We start from the raw sequence: 16,937 nt of genomic DNA, 5'->3' as shown, positions 1-16,937 counted from the left end.
CACCATGCGCATCCGTTTCGCTCTCGCCGGCCTCGTGGCCGCGCTCGTCGCCACCACCGGAGCCGTCCAGGCCCAGGACTTCAAGCCACGCATCGTGCGCTTCGGCTTCGGCCTGGTGGACGATTCCAACCAGGGCCGTGCCGTGCGCCTGTTCGCCAAGGAGGTCGAGCAGGCCACCGGCGGCAAGATGAAGGTGCGCGCCATCGGCAATGCATCGCTGGGCTCGGACACGCAGATGCAGCAGGCGCTGATCGGCGGCGCGCAGGAGATGATGGTCGGCTCCACGGCCACCCTGGTCGGCATCGTGCCCGAGATGGCCGTGTGGGATACCCCCTTCCTGTTCAACAACGTGAAGGAAGCCGACACGGTGCTGGACGGCCCCGTGGGCGAGAAGGTCAAGGCCAAGCTGGAGCCCAAGGGCATGGTCGGCCTGGTGTACTGGGAGAACGGCTTCCGCAACCTCACCAACAGCAAGCGTCCCGTCAACAAGCTGGAAGACCTGGGCGACATCAAGCTGCGTGTGATGCAGAACAACGTGTTCCTCGACAGCTTCAAGGCCCTGGGCGCCAATGCCGTGCCGCTGCCGTTCTCGGAGCTGTTCACGGCGCTGGAAACCCGTGCGGTCGACGGCCAGGAGAACCCGTTCAACACCGTGGTCTCCAGCAAGTTCTACGAAGTGCAGAAGTACTTGACGGTGACCAACCACGTCTACAGCCCGTGGATCGTCACCGTGAGCAAGAAGTGGTGGGACACGCTGAGCCCCGCAGAGAAGAAGGTGCTGCAGGACGCCGCCATCAAGAGCCGCGACTTCGAGCGCAAGGACACGCGTGAAGAGGCCACCAAGGCCCTGGCCGACCTGAAGACCAAGGGCATGCAGGTGAACGAACTGTCCGCTGCGGAAGCCAACCGCATGCGCGAGAAGCTCACGAGCGTGAACACCGGCATCGCCAAGGCCGTGGGCCAGCAGACCTGGGACGAGGTGAACGCCGCCGTCCAGCAGGCGCGCGGCAAGTAAGCACCGCGCGCATGGCACGGGCGCGCCAGCGGCGCGCCTGCCCCTGAAAAGGCACGCCGCCGGCGTGCCTTTCACCTACATCGTGCCGGGTGGGGCGGGTTTACCATCAAGACCTTCAGCCAGCCGGCGCATCCCACAGCCCAGCATGCCACTCCACGACACCGTCCACGCCACCGTCCAATCCGTGACGCGGCGCATCATCGAGCGCAGCGCGCCCACGCGCTCCGCCTATCTCGCACAGATCGACGCCCACGCCCGCATGGACCGCGGCGCCGACCGCATGGGCTGCGCCAACGTGGCCCACGCTTTCGCCGGCATGCCCAAGAACGACAAGCTGCGCGTGGTGGCGGAGAAGGCCCGCAACATCGGCATCGTCAATGCATACAACGACATGCTGTCGGCCCACGCGCCGCTGCAGCACTACCCCGACCTGATCAAGGACGAGGCGCGCAAGAACGGCGCCACCGCGCAGGTGGCGGGCGGCGTGCCGGCCATGTGCGACGGCGTCACCCAGGGCACGCCCGGCATGGAGCTTTCGCTGTTCAGCCGCGATGTGATCGCCATGGCCACGGCCGTGTCGCTGAGCCACGATGTGTTCGACGCCGCGCTGATGCTGGGTGTGTGCGACAAGATCGTGCCCGGCCTGCTGATCGGCGCGCTGCAGTTCGGCCACCTGCCCACCGTCTTCGTGCCCGCCGGGCCCATGACCTCGGGCCTGTCGAACAATGCCAAGGCCAAGGTGCGCGAACAGGCGGCCCAAGGCCTGGTGGGCCGCGACGAACTGCTGGCCGCCGAATCGGCCGCCTACCACTCCGAAGGCACCTGTACCTTCTACGGCACCGCCAACAGCAACCAGATGCTGCTGGAAGCCATGGGCCTGCACGTGCCCGGCACCGCCTTCGTCAACCCCGGCGAGGCGCTGCGCAAGGAGCTCACCCGTGAAGCCGCACGCACCGTGCTGGACAAGGCCTGCGCACCCATCGGCAAGGTGATCGACGAGCGCGCCATCGTCAATGCCATGGTGGCCCTGCTGGCCACCGGCGGCTCCACCAACCACCTCATCCACTGGGTGGCCGTGGCCCGGGCGGCGGGCATCGTGATCGACTGGGACGATTTCGCAGCGCTCTCGGCGGTCGTGCCGCTGCTGGCGCGCGTGTACCCCAACGGTAGTGCCGATGTGAACCAGTTCCAGGCTGCCGGCGGCCCGGGCTACGTGCTGCGGGAACTGCTCGATGCCGGCCTCATGCACGGGGACGTGCTCACCGTACGGCCCGGTGGTATCCGCGAGTACACGCGCATCCCTACTGGCGATGCGGAGCACCGTCTGTCCTGGCAGGACCCCGGCGCCAGCAAGGACGACGGCGTGCTGCGGCCCGCCAGCGCGCCCTTCAGCAGCACGGGCGGCCTGAAGCTCTTGCAAGGCAATCTGGGCCGTAGCGTGATCAAGGTGTCCGCCGTGCCGGAAGACCGCCACATCATCGAAGCGCCGGCGCGCGTGTTCGGCTCGCAGGCCGAGCTGCAGGCCGCCTTCCAGGCCGGCGAACTCGACCGCGACGTGGTCTGCGTGGTGCGCTGGCAGGGTCCCCAGGCCAACGGCATGCCCGAGCTGCACAAGCTCACGCCGCCGCTGGCCGTGCTGCAGGGCAAGGGCTTCAAGGTGGCACTGGTGACGGATGGCCGCATGAGCGGCGCGTCCGGCAAGGTGCCGGCCGCCATCCACGTCTCGCCCGAAGCCAAGGCCGGCGGCGCGCTGGCCCGCGTGCTCGACGGCGACGTGGTGCGGCTCGATGCCGTGGCCGGTACGCTCGACGTGCTGGTCGACGCCGCCGTGTTCGAGGCGCGCACCCCGGCCACGCTGCCGCCCGCGCAAGGCCTGGACAACGCCCACGGCTGGGGCCGTGAACTGTTTGCCGGATTCCGGCGCAACGCGCTCAGCGCGGAAGAGGGGGCCTGCTCGTGGCTGTGAACGGACAACAAGGCGCGCTGACCGCGCAGGATGTGATGCGCGACGCACCGGTGATCCCGGTCATCGTGCTCAACGATGTGGCCCACGCCGTGCCCATGGCCCGCGCGCTGGTGGCGGGCGGCATCCGCATGCTGGAGGTGACGCTGCGCACCCCGCAGGCCCTGGCCTGCATGGAAGCCATCGCCCGCGATGTGCCGGAAGCCGTCGTCGGCGCTGGCACCGTGCGCAGCGCGGCCGATGCGCAGGCCGCGGCCAACGCCGGCGCCCGCTTTGCCGTGAGCCCGGGCTTCACCCCTGCGGTGGGTCGCGCCTGCCGCGATCTGGGCCTGCCGCTGCTGCCCGGCGTGGCCACGGGCAGCGAGATCATGATGGCGCAGGAAGAGGGCTTTCACGCCCTGAAGTTCTTCCCCGCGCTGCAGGCCGGTGGCCTGGCCATGCTGAAAGCCTGGCAGGGACCGTTCGGCGACGTGGTGTTCTGCCCCACGGGCGGGATCCAGCCGGGCAACGCGGCGGAGTTTCTGGCGCTGGGCAATGTGGCCTGCGTGGGCGGATCGTGGCTGGTGCCCGGTGACGCAGTGGCCCAGGGCGACTGGTCACGGATCACCGAACTGGCGAAAGGCGCCGCGGCGCTGCTCGCCAAGAGTTAAAGCCAAATCAGCCTCCAGCGCTTATGCAGCAAGCGCTGGTAGCTATTAAAAGCAGAGTAAATGCAGTCCGGGCTCAGCGCAGGCCCGTTCCGGCACCCCCGTTGTCCTTGCGCTCTATTAACTCAATTTTGTACCCGTCCGGATCCGTCACGAACGCGATGACCGTCGTGCCGCCCTTGACCGGCCCCGCCTCGCGCGTCACGTTGCCGCCGGCGGCCTTGATCTTCTCCACGGCCGCGTAGGCGTCTGGCACGCCCAGGGCGATATGGCCGTAGGCGGTGCCCATGTCGTAGCTCTCGGTGCCCCAGTTGTAGGTGAGCTCGATCTCGGCCTGGCCGGGGTTGCCACCGTCGAAGCCCAGGAACGCCAACGAGTACTTGTACTCGGGGTTCTCGGACTGGCGCAGCAGCTGCATGCCCAGCACATGGGTATAGAAATCAATCGAGCGTTGAAGGTTGCCAACGCGCAGCATCGTGTGGAGGAATCTCATGCCCTCGATTGTGCCGGCACTTCAAAGACCAGGCAGGTGGTCGTGGCGTGGGCGTACAGCGTGCCGTCCGGGCCCACCAGCCGGCCCTCGGCGGTGGCGAGCTGGCGCCCGCTGTGGATGATGCGCCCCTCGGCGCGCACGCGGGCCACCTTGGGCGTGAGCGCCTTGACGATGTTCACGCTCAGCTCGGCCGTCGTGTAGGCCCGCCCGGCCGGCATGCGGGTGTGCACCGCACATCCCACGGCGGAGTCCAGCAGGGTGGCGAACCAGCCACCGTGGACCGTGCCCATAGGGTTGAGGTGCGCCGCGCCAGGGCTGCCCTGGAAGACGGCGCTACCGTCGCCCACCTCCACCAGCATGAAGTCGAGCGTGCGCGCCATGGGCGGGTAGGGCAGGTTGCCGGCCAGCATGGCCTGCATCGTCTCCAGCCCGGTCTTGCCGGCAATCTGCGCCGGGGTTGCCACGCCCGCGCCAGCCCCGGCCTCCATCCGCGCCATCACGGTCTTTTCCTCGGCCAACCACCGGGCCAATGTCTCTTCCATCGTCATGCGCTGCTCCTGTCTGAAAGGCTGTAGATTGCATCTGCAAATGTTGTAGATACAATCATAGGCCATGGACGCTCTTCCCCAGCCTCGCGGCTGCACCAATCTCAAGCTGCGGCAGGCGACACGGCTGGTCACGCAGCATTACGACAACGAAATCAGCAAGACCGGGCTGAAGATCACCCAGTATTCGCTGCTGTCCCATGTCATCAGCCTGGGCCCGGTGCGGCCGGGTGACCTGGCCCGCGCCCTGCGCATGGACGCGTCGACGCTCACGCGCAACCTGCGCCCCCTGCAGGATGCCGGCTGGGTCGAAGTGGCGGCGGGGGGGGATGCACGCAGCCGCAGCGTGCAGATCACCGACGCCGGCCGGGCCAAGCGCCAGGAGGCGCAGCGCCATTGGCGCGTGGCCCAGGATGGATTGAACGAGCGCCTGGGCGCGGACCGCGTCATGGCGCTGCATGCGCTGCTGGACGAAACCATCGCCTTGCTCGATACCGAGCCTGCCGCTCGGCCTTGAGCCCAGCGTCGCCCACGTCCACGCCGCACCCTTCCCGCAAAGGCCGCTCATGCTGTCGCAAACCGCCGCGCGTTTTCTGCAGCGCCATGGCATCCATTACGGCTGGCTGGTCGCCGGCATCACCTTTCTGACCATGCTGACCATGTCGGCCGCTTTGGGTCTGCCAGGGGCCATGCTGCAGCCACTGTCCAAGGAGTTCGGCTGGACGACAGACCAGATTTCCACCGCGCTGGCGCTGCGCTTCGCGCTGTTCGGGCTGATGGGCCCGTTCGCCGCGGTGCTCATGGAGCGCTGGGGCCTGCGCGCGGTGATGTGCACAGGACTGGCACTGGTGGGTACCGGCATGGCGCTGGTCACGCTGGCCAGCCAGCTGTGGCAGCTCTTTGTGCTGTGGAGCCTGCTGCTGGGTCTGGGCACCGGTCTGACGGCGCTGGTGCTGGGTGCCGTGGTGGCCAACCGCTGGTTCGTGGCCCGGCGCGGGCTGGTGGTGGGAATCCTCACAGCCAGCGCCGCGACCGGGCAACTGGCTTTTCTGCCCTTTGCCGCCTGGATGATCGAGCACTGGGGATGGCGCTCGGCCATTGCGCCCATCTTCATCGCCTGCGCGGTGGTGGGCGCAATGGCCCTGGCTTTCGTGCGCAACCGGCCCGCCGACGTCGGCCTGGCGGCCTATGGCGATACGGTGCCGGCTGGCGCTGCGCCGCCGCCCACCATGGCGATGAACTTCGCAACGCCGTTCAAGGCCCTGGCCGAGGCATCGCGCAGCGGCACGTTCTGGATTCTGTTCGCCACCTTCTTCATCTGCGGTTTGTCCACGAACGGGCTGGTGCAGACGCATTTCATTTCGCTGTGCGGCGACAACGGCATGGGCGCCGTGCCGGCCGCCTCCGTACTGGCGATGATGGGCGCGTTCGACTTCGTGGGCACCATCCTGTCGGGCTGGCTCTCGGACCGGTACGACAACCGCAAGCTGCTGTTCTGGTATTACGGCCTGCGGGGCCTGTCGCTGTTCTGGCTGCCGCATTCGGAGTTCACTTTCTACGGACTCGGCCTGTTCGCCATGTTCTACGGGCTGGACTGGATCGCCACCGTGCCGCCGACGGTCAAGCTCGCGGGCGCGACCTTCGGCGCGCAGAAGGTCGGGCTGGTGTTCGGCTGGATCTTCGCGGCGCATCAGCTGGGCGCTGCGGCCGCCGCCTGGGGCGCGGGCCTCACCCGCACGCTGCTGCTCACCTATAGCCCGGCTCTCTACGCAGCTGGCGCCGCCTGCCTTGTCGCGGCGGGTCTGGTTCTGCTCATCCGCCGCTCCCCGCCATCCGGGGTTCCCGTGGCCCCTCGGCCCGCGTGACCGGCCCGGTCCCTCCACTGCTGACGCCCATGTCCTCTCCCACCTCCCCCGACATCGATCCCCGCACGCGCCGCCTTCTGGAGGCGCCGCTGACGCCGCTGCTGTTGCGCCTGGCCCTGCCCAATGTGCTCATCATGGTGGCGCAGGCCTCGGCGGGCCTCATCGAGACCTGGTTCATCGGCCGGCTCGGCACCGATGCGTTGGCCGGCATGGCGCTGGTGTTTCCCATCGTCATGCTGATGCAGATGACTTCCGGCGGCGCGATGGGCGGCGGCATCGCCTCGGCCATTGCCCGGGCGCTGGGGCAGCGCGACCGGGCGCAGGCGGAGTCGCTTGCCTGGGCGGGCGTGGTGATCGGCGTGGGCTTCGGCCTGTTCTTCACAGTGGCACTGTGGTGGGGCGGTGAGGCGCTCTACCGCGCCATGGGCGGGGAGGGCGCCTCGCTGGAGGCCGCGCTCACCTATTCGCACATCGTGTTCGCCGGCGCGGTGCTGATCTGGGTCTTCAACTCGCTGGCCGCGGTGGTGCGCGGCACCGGCAACATGGCGCTTCCGGCCAAAGTGGTTTCCGTGGGCACGGTGCTGCTGATTCCCGTGTCGCCCGTGCTGATCTTCGGCTGGGGGCCCGTGCCGGCCATGGGCATCGCGGGTGGGGCGCTGGCCCTGCTGCTGTACTACCTGGGCGGCACAGTGGCCCTGTGCGTGTACCTGCGCTCGAGCGGCAGCCTGCTTCGGCTGACGCGCGCCGGTCTGCAATGCCGCGGCGCCTTGTTCTGGAACATCCTGCGCGTCGGACTGCTGGGCGCTGTCTCCACGGTAGCGACCAACCTCGCCATCGGCATCGCGACCGCGCTGGCGGGTCACTTCGGCCCCGCCGCCATCGCGGGCTACGGCACGGCATCGCGCCTGGAATATCTGCTGGTGCCGCTGGTGTTCGGCCTGGGCGCACCGCTGGTCACCATCGTGGGGACCTGCATGGGCGCGGGCCGAACGGAGCGCGCGCTGCGGGCGACGTGGATCGGGGCGGCGCTGGCCTTCGGCCTCACCGAGGCGATCGGCCTGGCTGCCGCGCTGTTTCCGGTGGCTTGGCTCAGCCTGTTCGGCCATGACCCGGCCATGCTGGCTGCCGGCACGCAGTACCTGCGTATCGTCGGCCCGGCCTATGGATTCTTCGGGTTGGGCCTCGCGTTGTATTTCGCGTCCCAGGGCGCGGGGCGGCTCGGCTGGCCGGTGATCGGCAACGTGGTGCGTTTGGCGGTGGCCGGCCTGGGCGGCTGGTGGGCGTTGCAGGCCGGCGGGGGCCTGCCCATGGTGTTCGCGGCGCAGGCCGTGGCGCTGGTGGCCTACAGCACGATCAATGCGGCAGTCATCGCTGGCGGGGCCTGGTTCGGGCCCGTGGGCCGGCCGCGCTCGATCCGGAGCCTGGCGGCACTGCAGCAGCGGATTTAGATAAAATCAGCCTCTAGCGCTTGATTGATAAGCGCATGCAGCTATAAATACAATAGCGCATACCGATGTGCACGATTGCGGGCTGACCGCGGATGCGGCATTCGTACCGAGATCAGTGGACTTGCACGCAGTCTTCGAAGAACGCGTCCAGTTCGGTCGACTTGTCGAAGACCGCATTGGCACCCAGGCGAGCGCAACGCTCGCGGATGTCGGGCGTGGCGTAGTTGGTCAGCACCACGATGCGCTGGTGCCGCGGACGGTGGCGCAGCCGCTCAAGCACGGTCAGGCCGGAGCCTTCCTTGAGAAACAGGTCCAGCACCATCAGGCCCCAGTCACAATGGTCGCTGGCGGCCAGGGCTTCCAGCACGGTCTCGGCGGTGGCGACCACATCGATATCCGCCAACTCGTGCATGGCAGGAATCAACGTGTCGCGGATGGTGGCGCTGTCTTCTACCAGGATGGCGTGGCTGGTCATGCGTGTGTAACAAATCAAAACAGATCGAGGGTAATGGCCGCATGGCGCCATTCCTGTAGGCGGGAAGGCCGTATGGGCAGAGGACCTGGGGCCTGCGTCACGGCCACACGCATCATTAACTGCAAACCCAGCGGCACCCTCCCACTGCGACGTAGCAAAGTCGTCGGCGTCGCTCAGGTGCCTGAAGGGGTCGCTAGCCCGGCCGGCCGTCTACCCGTGGCCGCGACAGGATGGGCCAATACCGGATGGCATAGATCCCGAACCCCGCCGACCACAGACAGGCCGACACGAGCATGGCATGGACGGTCTGCGTCGGCGCCAGCCACGGCAGAAACACCCGCACGGCAGCCGCCAAAAGAATGAAACCGTAGCAGGCCGTCTCATAGCGATCGGCGCGCAACGGCCGCCCCGTGTGGCCCCGGGCCGTGCGGGTCATCATGCCGATGACCAATCCACCGATCGCGCCGACCGTGAGCGCATGCGTCGCCAAGGTGGGGGCGACCCAACCCCATTCTCCCAACGCACGCAGCAGCAGATGCACCGGAATCCACAGATAGGCCAGGTGCAGCACCCACACCAGCGGGACCCCCAGCGTCTTCCAGGGTTGCCAAAGCGTCCAGCGGCTGGCGTGGGCTACGCAGGCCAGGAGGGTGACGAGGGCCAGGACAGAGCCTTGCACGCCCATGGCATCCAATGCCAGCACGGCCAGAACGCAGCCCAGCGCGGTCTTCTCGAGCCAGGGCTTCTTGGCGGCCTGCGCCCCGGGAACGCCGTTGTTGGTGAACATCGGGATCACGCGGCCCCCCATGACCACGAGGATGAACAGCACCACGTCGAGTGCGACGCGAATGCCTTGCCAGGCGGGCAGGGCGGCTTTGCCCAGGTGGGCGAGGTGAAAGCACAGCGCAGCCACCGCCATCAAGCCCAGCAAGGCGACGAAGAAGTAATTGCGGCGGTTGCGTGCCTGCACGAAAGGCACCCCTAAAGCCACCGCGGCCGCGGCCGGAAAGCCGACGTTGGCGACGGCGGCCGCCGTGGCGTAAGGGGTTAGAACCAGCACCCGCGCGATCAGCCAGAGGGCCGCCAGCGCCATCAGCAGAGGGCCTGTGGGCGTGGGGCGTCCCGTCCAGTTGCGTCCGGCGGTGAACAAGAAGCCGACGATCACGGCCAGCGCAAAGCCGAACAGCATTTCATGGGCATGCCACAGCGGTCCTGCCAGATACGCGTGGGGCAGGTACCCCGAGAACTGCAATGCCCACAGCGGAATTGAGAGTGCCGCAAATACGCTGGCGAGCAGGTAGAACGGCCGGAAGCCGAGGGCCCAAAGTGCGCGTCCAGATCGGAGCGCAGGGGAGGGTTCTTCAATGGACATGAGGTGTGCCATGGCGGGACGAGGGATGAGAAAGCCGCGACGCGCGCCAACGCCACAGCAAGGCGGCCGCCAAGACGGTGGCGGCGAACAGCGCGATCGCCACGGCATTGCCCAGGGCGCCGAGCGCCTGGGCCTGGCCGTCGAAATGCCCGGCCCCCAGACGCCAGATCAGCGTCAGGTGCAAGGCTAGCAGCGGAAGATAGAACGCCCATCCATAAGCCAGCTTGACGCGGGCCACGGCGGGAAGAATGACGGGTGCATGGCCCATCACCATGCTGAAGACGAAGCCCAGGGCGAGCGCGTGCAGGGCCGTGTCGCGGATGCCCTGGCCCAGTGCCATGGCGATCCAAGCCGCGCCGGCCACAGCCAGCCACCCGTAACCCGACAGCAGGCAGACGGCCATGTAGCGGCTGAGGCCCTGCGCTCGCACGGTGCGCCGGGCGATGTCGAAGACCGCCAGCCAGCACGCCAGGGCCAGCAGGCCGCCGCCGTAGGCGACGCCGCCGGCTGTCGGGCGGAAACCCGACGCGACTGCGCCCGCCAGCAGAACCGCAACGATTCCATAAAGCCACGCTGTCGCGCCGGGGCGGCGGCGCATCAGTCGCGCCATTTCGAGGCGTTCGGCCGCGATGGTGAGCACCAGCAGGCTGAGCCACAGCGGAACCACCGCCCCCGGCTGCAGCGCAAGCGCATGTGCCAGGTTGGCCATCACCCAGGCCACTGCCGCCACGAGCAGCAGCATGGTGTGGTCAGCCCGCTGCCGGGCCACCACGGCCCCATTGACCCCCACGAACACGACCGAGCCGGCCACCGCCAGCCACAGTGCCGCAGGCCGTGCGCCGCACAACAGGGCTGCGCCGCCCGCCGCCGTACACGCCGGCGCAAGAAAGGCCCAGCCACGCCGGAGCGCTATCGCGCGCTCGATGCCGATCACCGTGCCCATGAAGGCACACACCATCAGGAAGGCGTGGTCCACGGCGGCGCGTTGCAGCACGGCGATCGCACGCTCATCCCCCCATGCGATGCCGACCCGCAGCAGACCGCCGGCGATGCCGGCCAGCAGCCCCATACCGACCACCAGCGCAAACACGAGGCGCAGAGCGATCCTGGACACGGGTCCTGCCCCGCGCAGTGAAGGGGCCGAGGTGTTCACCATCCCATGAAACCCTTGGCGCGCTCACTCATGCGATCGGGCGACCAGGGCGGTTCCCACACCAGTTCCAGATCGATCCGCGTTCCTTCCGGCAAGACCTGGGACAATTCCCATTGAACGTCTTCCATGATGACGTCCGCTACCGGGCAAGCCGCCGAGGTCATGGTCATGCGCACGTGGACCTCGCCGGGGCGGGCGGTGACGGCATAGACCAGGCCCACATCTACGATGTTCAGTGCCACCTCCGGGTCGACGACCCGCCGCAGCGCCGTGAGGATGGGGGCCTGCAACGGGACGGGGCCGTCGTAAGCGAAGGGCGCCGGTGCAGGGTGACTGTGATTGTCCATGGGGTGTTCCCGGGGGATGGGGCAGGAGCGCTTGAGGAACGCCTCAAGCTCCGCCGCAGGAGCCGCAGCACTGACCGCTCGCATGTCCGGAGGCACGCTTGCTGATACGAACGCGCCAAAGGTCCGGCCCATTCTGCAGATACTCCCAGTCAAACCGCCCCGGCTGCCGGGCCTGGAACTGGGCGTGAAGGGGCAGGGGGTCGTGATCGTTCACCAGTTCCATGGCGCCACCTGCAGCCAGCGACTGGAAGGTCGAGAAGATCAGCGAGTGCCTGTCCTGAGGAGCGATAGCGCGGACATCGACTACGGGGTGAGAGACGACAGAAGACATGGCGACCTTTAAGATTCATTAAATATGAATCTATTGTGATCATACGCCCGTCTTCAGATTTGATTTCAGTCAATCAAAAAAGGAAAAGGGGCGTGTGCCGCTGCGGCCACGCCCCCAAATTCTTGTCGAACCAGAGGAGATCATCCGCCCCTGGACGTGCCGCTCAGTCGATCAACTGGTTCTTGAGCGCGTAGTACGTCAGATCGCTGTTGGAAGACAGCGCCATTTTTTCCATCAGGCGCGTACGGTAGGTGCTGACGGTCTTCACGCTGAGCGACAGCGCGTTGGCGATGGCCCCCGCGGTTTCGCCCTTGGCCAGCTTGAGGAACACCTGGAATTCCCGCTCCGACAGTTGCTCGTGTGGCGGCACATCGTCCTTGCGGTTGAGCTGTTGGGCGAGGAGGTCGGCCACGGCTGGCGTCAGGTAGCGGCGGCCCAGCGCGATGGTCCGGATGGCTTCCAGGATCTCTTTGGGATCGCATTCCTTGTTCAGAAAGCCGCTGGCGCCCTGACGGATCAGGTTGATGGCGTAGTGCTCTTCGGGGTGGCCGGTCAGAATCAGGATGCCCATGTCCGGCGCCTTGGCCCGCAGCATGGGGATAGCGTCCAGACCGCCTTGTCCCGGCATGGACAGGTCCATGATCAGCACGTCGATGTCGTGTGCCCTGATCAGGTCGATAGCCTCCCGGCCATTCGAAGCCTCTCCCACAACCCGCATGTCCACGTGCTCGGACAAATACTGGCGCAGTCCCGAGCGAACGATGGCGTGGTCGTCAACAAGGCCGATTTTGATCACAGATGTTTCCCTTCCAGGTACTGATGGTTCACTTCTGGCCCGCGCTGATCGATTGATCGTCTGTTGGCAACGTGGGTCCGATGGACGGGGAGTGTGCCGCCAAGCCTGCCGGCAGGATGTAGGAGACGACCACGAGTAACCAGCGGCGATAACTACCGCAAACGCTACATTACTAGATACGATGTATATTATGTTAAATATATAAACTTGAGGTGGAGGATGGTGTGGCGCGTCGCACGACCTCCACACCCTTTCTCTGAAACGCTATGCGCACAGCGCCCGAACCAGCAGATGCGGCTGCAACGGCTTGGACAAATGGACGTCGAACCCTGCCGCCAGCGCCTTTGACTTGTCCTGTTCCCTAGCGAAGGCGCTGAGCGCGACAGCCCGGAGCCGCGTGGTACCTGCATGCTCAAGTTCGGCTGAGCGGACCGCCTGGATCAGTTGGTACCCGTCCTTGCCTGGCAGCCCAATATCGCTGATAAGCAAGTCCGGCCACTGTGCATGTAGCTGCGACATGCCGGCATCGAAGTCCTCTGCGATGCGGACGCTCGCGCCTTGGTCGGTCAGCACCAGTCGCAGCATCTCGCTTGTGTCCTGGTTGTCTTCCACCACCAGCACATCCTTGCCGCGAAGGTTGCCTGTCGGTGCTGTCTGGTCAGCTGGTTCCGAAGGGTTAGCGAGATCGCCTTCGCCCACCTGCAGCACAACGGTCATGGTTGCGCCCTCGTTCCGGCCCGCGCTGTGGGCGGTTACCGAGCCACCGTGGAGTTCGGCCAGATGCTTAACGATCGACAGGCCAAGGCCCAGACCACCGTGTCCCCGCACGTCCGGTGCGCTGTCCTGGGAAAATCGCTCGAAGATGTGGGGCAAAAACTCCGGAGAGATGCCTGCGCCCTGGTCGCGCACCTGCAGCTGCAAGACATCACCTTCTCTTTGCAGGGTGACATGCACCGTACCGCCCCGCTCCGAGAACTTGATGGAATTGGTGACCAGGTTCCACACAATTTGCTGAAAGCGCGTGATGTCGAGCCAAGCCGCACATTGGCTGCCGCTGGGCTGGAAACGGACCGAGACTTCTTTCGCGTTGGCAGGGTCCCGCAGTGCATCCAGGCTCTGTTGTGTGAGCGCATCTACATCGGCCGCCTCGCGGTGCAGGTGCAGCTTCCCAGCACTGAGACGGGAGATGTCCAGGATGTCGGAGATGATGCGACTTTGGGCCTTGACCCCTTTCTCTATGGCATCAATGCCCCGGCTGAGCATGTCTTCGCTGAGGTTCGGCCGCTTGAGCATGTGCGCCCAACCGCTGAGCAGCGTCAATGGAGTACGTAGTTCATGCGAAAGCACGGCGACGAAATCGTCCTTGGTGCGGCTGTGGCGCTCGGCAAGCACGCGGGCGGCCTGCTCACGCTCCAGCAACTCCTCGCGCTGCCGCTGCAGCTCCAGCGACTCCGTCAGATCCTGGGCGATCGCGAGACGGATGTCGGCTTCGACGGGTTCCGAGAAATTCCACTCGATCATCCGCTCCGTGTCGTCTGCAGTGATGAGCGGAAACTCGCCTTGCCACGACTGCCCGGCAGAGGCGGCCAGGTGCAGGGCCGCACTGTCAGCCCAAGGTGGCGGCACGAAATGGACGAGCGCCTGGCCGAGGATGTCCTGGCGCGTCCTTTGCAACAGAGCCAGCGCCTGGGCATTGGCGTCTGCGATATGCCCTGCTCCGTTCACCAGCAGCATCGCCGCTGGTGCGCGGTCGTAGATGGCGCGAAACCTCGATTCACTGCGTCGCAGACTGTCTTCCGCCAGCCGGGCGCGGATCAGCGCCTGCAAGGTGGCGACCAGCAGTTGCGGCTCGACCGGGTGCACCATGTAGGCGTCGGCGCCTGCATTGAGCCCCGCGACTTGGTGGGCGCTTTCGACATAGGCGGCAGACAGATGGACGACCGGGATCCGGCTGGTGTCCCGGTGACCCCGCAGTGCCCGGCAGACGTCGAATCCGGACATGTCCGGCAGATGCACATCCAGAACCACTGCGGAAACGTTGGTTTGCGCTAACGTAATCGCTGTTGCGCCCGTCTCTGCCTCCACCGTCTGGAAGCCCGCAGCGCGGATGACGCGTTCGGTCGAATACCGGGTGGCCGGGTTGTCGTCTACCACCAAGATAGTGTGACGGCTGCGGTCGAAGGTGGGCGCGATCAGCCCGGACGTGTTTCTAGCCATGATGGCCCTTCCCTTCTTGCCGATGCGCTCGGGTCATCCGGCCTCCGCATGCGGTAGCTGCACTGGAACCACCACCGAGAAGGTGGACCCTACTCCCGGCGTACTTTCCACGTCGACATCTCCACCGAGCAATTGGGCGAGGCGGCGCGACAGCGCCAGCCCCAGGCCCGTACCGCGCAACCGTTTCTGGACCGGGGAGTCCACCTGGGAGAAATCGTTGAAGAGCGCCCCCAGAAACTCCGGAGCAATGCCGATTCCGGTGTCTGAAACGGAAAAGCGAACGCGGTCGCCCTCGACCAGCCGGGCCGAAATGCGCACCTCGCCCTGCGGCGTGAATTTCAGGGCGTTCGAAATGAAGTTGCGCAGAATGTGCGACAGCTTGCGGTCGTCCGTGAATAGCCGAGGTAGGTTGCCCGGCTCCTCGAAAACAAGGCTGAGGGCTCCGTTGTGCAGCACCGGCCTGAACATGCCGCGCAAGGCGGAGAACAGGTCCATCATCTCGAACCACGCGGGTGAGATGTCGAGCCTGCCAGCCTCTATCTTGGCCAGGTCCAGCAGATCGTCCACCATCTCTGCAAACTCCGCCGCGGTATCCTGAATGAACCGGACCTGCCGGGTCTGCTCCTCGGTCAGCGGGCCGTCGACATGGTCCAGCAGAAGGCGGGTGTTGCTGCGGATCGCGCCGATGGGCGTGCGGAACTCGTGGCTCATGTACGAAAGGAACCGGCTCTTGAGCTCGGTGGCCTTGCGCAACTGGTCGGCCTGTTCGTCGAGCTCCGCATAGAGCGCCACGACACCCCGATTGGTCTCTTCGAGCTCCTCCCTCAGTGCGTCGACCTCTGCCTGCGTGGACGCCAATCGGGCTTTCAGGTCGTCATTGCTCATAGCGCCTCCTCGGCTTGCAAGACGATCACCGTCGCGTCGTCCCGGCTCCGTGTGTTGTGCCAGAGTATGGCCGCGGCGAGCAGCGTGGCGTCCCGCGCCAGCAGCCCAGCATAGTCCTTGGTTTGCCAGCGCGTCGTGATGCCGTCGGTGTACATGACCAGGGCGCTGTGCTGGGGCCTCTCCTGCGAGGACACCAATAGCGTCGGGATCTGCAGACCGACCGTGCCATGCTGGCCCATGAGCGAACGCTCGCCAAGGCCTGTGAAGACCCGTGCCGCCACATTGCCTGCTCCGCAGGACTGCAGCGCATCCGCCAGGGTGCGGACGGCGAGCACGGCCGCGCCCCGTGTCCCCTGGAGCGCTCCATGGCACCGATGCAGCACCCGGTCCAATGGCTCGGACGGCACTTCTGCGAACGCGCCCAAGGCAGCCTGAGCCGCCTCCGCCGCCAGCACTCCGTGTCCCAGTCCGTCGGCCACTATTACCGTGGACTGGCCACCGTCTTCGCTCAACGCCCATGCGTCCCCGCTGACCGGCTCAGGCGGGACAGCGAGGCAGACCGCCCCCAGTTTGCGCGACAGCACGGTGCGGGCAGCGCCGACCGGTCTCACCCGGGCGACGCCAATCGTGCCCGCGGGCGAGCTCAGCAGATCGAAGTCGTCAGCCAGCCGCGCCAGCGCGCCCAGGCCGGTACCGGCCGAATCCTGGCGCGTCGACGCACCATCCCGCATGGCCTCGGTCACATTCTCGATACCCGGACCGCGGTCGACGGCGATGACCTCGATCTCATCGAAGGGAGCACGGAGAGCGACCCACATTTGGCCCTCCCTGGCGTGGCGCAGCAGGTTGGTTGCCAGCTCGGTCGCGACGATGGCCAAGCGCCCTGCGTCGGTATCGGTCCAGCCCTGCGCCGCCGCCAACTGGGCGACGTGCCGGCGAACCTCCCCTACCCTGCTTGCGTCTCCGATGGGAAAGGCCTTGTGGCCCCATCCGCGAATCACTTCCACTTGGTGATGCTCACTCGGGTGCCTTGGCCGGGCGCGGATTGGATCTCGAAGTCGTTCACCAGCCGCTTGCTGCCTGGCAAGCCCAGACCCATGCCCGAGCCCGTGGTGTAGCCGTCCGACATGGCCAGCCGCATGTCCGCAATGCCGGGCCCCTCATCCTCGAAGATGAGCTGAAGTCCTGCGCGCCCGGCGCGGTCAAGAACTTCCCAGCGCATGCGGCCGCCGCCGCCGTGGATCAGCGTGTTGCGGGACAGTTCACTGGCCGCCGTCACCATCTTCGTCTGGTCGACCAGCGAGAACTTGAGCGCCTGGCACAAGCTGCGCACAGTCTGCCGGCTCACGACGATGTGCTGCTCGGATCCCAGGGGCATCTCGCCG

18 protein-coding genes are annotated in these 16,937 nt (G+C 66.6%); 6 read left to right on the top strand and 12 right to left on the bottom strand.

The features are described 5' to 3' along the window. The first annotated feature begins 4 nt into the window (after window positions 1–4). From QE399_RS16600 to eda, 3 genes are all read left to right on the top strand, one after another. A complete protein-coding gene (locus QE399_RS16600; protein WP_309830404.1) occupies window positions 5–1,015 on the top strand; it encodes a TRAP transporter substrate-binding protein in 1,011 nt (336 codons plus the stop codon). A gap of 145 nt (window positions 1,016–1,160) precedes the next feature. Beyond that, the gene (gene edd, locus QE399_RS16595; protein ID WP_309830402.1) at window positions 1,161–2,981 is read left to right on the top strand and encodes a phosphogluconate dehydratase; all 1,821 of its coding nucleotides are present in this window, start codon (window positions 1,161–1,163) and stop codon (window positions 2,979–2,981) included. Further along, window positions 2,972–3,628, top strand: a complete 657-nt coding sequence (gene eda / locus QE399_RS16590) for a bifunctional 4-hydroxy-2-oxoglutarate aldolase/2-dehydro-3-deoxy-phosphogluconate aldolase (protein WP_309830400.1) — start codon at window positions 2,972–2,974, stop codon at window positions 3,626–3,628. Before edd ends, eda begins: the two co-directional genes overlap by 10 nt. 73 nt (window positions 3,629–3,701) lie before the next feature. Here the strand turns inward: eda and gloA are convergent, their stop codons facing one another. Next, window positions 3,702–4,118 carry a lactoylglutathione lyase gene (gloA, locus tag QE399_RS16585; RefSeq protein WP_309830399.1) on the bottom strand — a complete coding sequence of 139 codons (417 nt, stop codon included), beginning with the start codon at window positions 4,116–4,118 and terminating at the stop codon, window positions 3,702–3,704. Further along, window positions 4,115–4,666, bottom strand: a complete 552-nt coding sequence (locus tag QE399_RS16580; protein WP_309830397.1) for a PaaI family thioesterase — start codon at window positions 4,664–4,666, stop codon at window positions 4,115–4,117. The genes gloA and QE399_RS16580 overlap by 4 nt, the downstream gene beginning before the upstream one ends. Before the next feature lie 64 nt (window positions 4,667–4,730). On the opposite strand from QE399_RS16580, the gene QE399_RS16575 reads away from it, so the two are divergent. The 3 genes from QE399_RS16575 to QE399_RS16565 are packed head-to-tail and all read left to right on the top strand — an operon-like array spanning window position 4,731 to window position 7,976. Further along, window positions 4,731–5,180 carry a MarR family winged helix-turn-helix transcriptional regulator gene (locus QE399_RS16575; RefSeq protein WP_309830395.1) on the top strand — a complete coding sequence of 150 codons (450 nt, stop codon included), beginning with the start codon at window positions 4,731–4,733 and terminating at the stop codon, window positions 5,178–5,180. A gap of 49 nt (window positions 5,181–5,229) precedes the next feature. Further along, entirely contained in the window at window positions 5,230–6,528 is a 1,299-nt protein-coding gene (locus QE399_RS16570; protein WP_309830394.1) for an MFS transporter, read from the top strand. Between the two features lie 29 nt (window positions 6,529–6,557). Further along, a complete protein-coding gene (locus tag QE399_RS16565) occupies window positions 6,558–7,976 on the top strand; it encodes an MATE family efflux transporter (RefSeq protein WP_309830392.1) in 1,419 nt (472 codons plus the stop codon). A gap of 112 nt (window positions 7,977–8,088) precedes the next feature. Here QE399_RS16565 and QE399_RS16560 read toward each other — a convergent pair whose 3' ends face one another. The 10 genes from QE399_RS16560 to QE399_RS16515 all read right to left on the bottom strand — a co-directional run bounded on the left by QE399_RS16560 (window position 8,089) and on the right by QE399_RS16515 (window position 16,930). Then, on the bottom strand, window positions 8,089–8,451 hold the full coding sequence (locus tag QE399_RS16560) for a response regulator (RefSeq protein ID WP_309830391.1): 363 nt from the start codon (window positions 8,449–8,451) through the stop codon (window positions 8,089–8,091). 193 nt (window positions 8,452–8,644) lie between these two features. After that, window positions 8,645–9,835: an NnrS family protein gene (locus QE399_RS16555; protein ID WP_309830389.1), complete on the bottom strand. Its 1,191-nt coding sequence runs from the start codon at window positions 9,833–9,835 to the stop codon at window positions 8,645–8,647. Next, window positions 9,813–10,979, bottom strand: a complete 1,167-nt coding sequence (locus tag QE399_RS16550) for a hypothetical protein (protein WP_309830387.1) — start codon at window positions 10,977–10,979, stop codon at window positions 9,813–9,815. Before QE399_RS16550 ends, QE399_RS16555 begins: the two co-directional genes overlap by 23 nt. Beyond that, entirely contained in the window at window positions 10,973–11,323 is a 351-nt protein-coding gene (locus QE399_RS16545) for a metal-sulfur cluster assembly factor (RefSeq protein WP_309830386.1), read from the bottom strand. The genes QE399_RS16550 and QE399_RS16545 overlap by 7 nt, the downstream gene beginning before the upstream one ends. Window positions 11,324–11,366: 43 nt before the next feature. Then, on the bottom strand, window positions 11,367–11,654 hold the full coding sequence (locus QE399_RS16540) for a DUF2249 domain-containing protein (protein WP_309830384.1): 288 nt from the start codon (window positions 11,652–11,654) through the stop codon (window positions 11,367–11,369). 163 nt (window positions 11,655–11,817) lie between these two features. Then, entirely contained in the window at window positions 11,818–12,450 is a 633-nt protein-coding gene (locus tag QE399_RS16535) for a response regulator transcription factor (RefSeq protein WP_309830382.1), read from the bottom strand. Between the two features lie 264 nt (window positions 12,451–12,714). Then, window positions 12,715–14,667, bottom strand: a complete 1,953-nt coding sequence (locus tag QE399_RS16530; protein ID WP_309830380.1) for a hybrid sensor histidine kinase/response regulator — start codon at window positions 14,665–14,667, stop codon at window positions 12,715–12,717. A 33-nt stretch (window positions 14,668–14,700) separates the two neighbouring features. Next, window positions 14,701–15,552, bottom strand: coding sequence for a sensor histidine kinase (locus QE399_RS16525; RefSeq protein WP_309830377.1), 852 nt, complete (start codon window positions 15,550–15,552; stop codon window positions 14,701–14,703). Further along, window positions 15,549–16,559 carry an ATP-binding protein gene (locus tag QE399_RS16520; protein WP_309830376.1) on the bottom strand — a complete coding sequence of 337 codons (1,011 nt, stop codon included), beginning with the start codon at window positions 16,557–16,559 and terminating at the stop codon, window positions 15,549–15,551. Before QE399_RS16520 ends, QE399_RS16525 begins: the two co-directional genes overlap by 4 nt. Then, complete coding sequence (locus tag QE399_RS16515; protein ID WP_405044132.1) at window positions 16,550–16,930, bottom strand: anti-sigma regulatory factor; 381 nt, start codon at window positions 16,928–16,930, stop codon at window positions 16,550–16,552. Before QE399_RS16515 ends, QE399_RS16520 begins: the two co-directional genes overlap by 10 nt. Window positions 16,931–16,937: the final 7 nt, after the last annotated feature.

Origin of the sequence: Paracidovorax wautersii (assembly GCF_031453675.1) — a bacterium.
In the GTDB taxonomy this organism is placed as follows: Bacteria; Pseudomonadota; Gammaproteobacteria; order Burkholderiales; family Burkholderiaceae_C; genus Paracidovorax.
Note: the sequence above shows the minus strand (reverse complement) of the source record. Positions and strands in the feature narration are given on the sequence as shown.

What these genes read in the sequence shown, in the direction of transcription:
- QE399_RS16515 (WP_405044132.1), bottom strand. Translation starts at nt 16,930, where the DNA reads ATGCCCCTGGGATCCGAGCAGCACATCGTCGTGAGCCGGCAGACTGTG.
- QE399_RS16540 (WP_309830384.1), bottom strand. Translation starts at nt 11,654, where the DNA reads ATGTCTTCTGTCGTCTCTCACCCCGTAGTCGATGTCCGCGCTATCGCT.
- QE399_RS16575 (WP_309830395.1), top strand. Translation starts at nt 4,731, where the DNA reads ATGGACGCTCTTCCCCAGCCTCGCGGCTGCACCAATCTCAAGCTGCGG.
- QE399_RS16545 (WP_309830386.1), bottom strand. Translation starts at nt 11,323, where the DNA reads ATGGACAATCACAGTCACCCTGCACCGGCGCCCTTCGCTTACGACGGC.
- edd (WP_309830402.1), top strand. Translation starts at nt 1,161, where the DNA reads ATGCCACTCCACGACACCGTCCACGCCACCGTCCAATCCGTGACGCGG.
- QE399_RS16525 (WP_309830377.1), bottom strand. Translation starts at nt 15,552, where the DNA reads ATGAGCAATGACGACCTGAAAGCCCGATTGGCGTCCACGCAGGCAGAG.
- QE399_RS16565 (WP_309830392.1), top strand. Translation starts at nt 6,558, where the DNA reads ATGTCCTCTCCCACCTCCCCCGACATCGATCCCCGCACGCGCCGCCTT.
- QE399_RS16555 (WP_309830389.1), bottom strand. Translation starts at nt 9,835, where the DNA reads ATGGCACACCTCATGTCCATTGAAGAACCCTCCCCTGCGCTCCGATCT.
- QE399_RS16560 (WP_309830391.1), bottom strand. Translation starts at nt 8,451, where the DNA reads ATGACCAGCCACGCCATCCTGGTAGAAGACAGCGCCACCATCCGCGAC.
- QE399_RS16530 (WP_309830380.1), bottom strand. Translation starts at nt 14,667, where the DNA reads ATGGCTAGAAACACGTCCGGGCTGATCGCGCCCACCTTCGACCGCAGC.
- QE399_RS16580 (WP_309830397.1), bottom strand. Translation starts at nt 4,666, where the DNA reads ATGACGATGGAAGAGACATTGGCCCGGTGGTTGGCCGAGGAAAAGACC.
- QE399_RS16570 (WP_309830394.1), top strand. Translation starts at nt 5,230, where the DNA reads ATGCTGTCGCAAACCGCCGCGCGTTTTCTGCAGCGCCATGGCATCCAT.
- gloA (WP_309830399.1), bottom strand. Translation starts at nt 4,118, where the DNA reads ATGAGATTCCTCCACACGATGCTGCGCGTTGGCAACCTTCAACGCTCG.
- QE399_RS16550 (WP_309830387.1), bottom strand. Translation starts at nt 10,979, where the DNA reads ATGGTGAACACCTCGGCCCCTTCACTGCGCGGGGCAGGACCCGTGTCC.
- QE399_RS16600 (WP_309830404.1), top strand. Translation starts at nt 5, where the DNA reads ATGCGCATCCGTTTCGCTCTCGCCGGCCTCGTGGCCGCGCTCGTCGCC.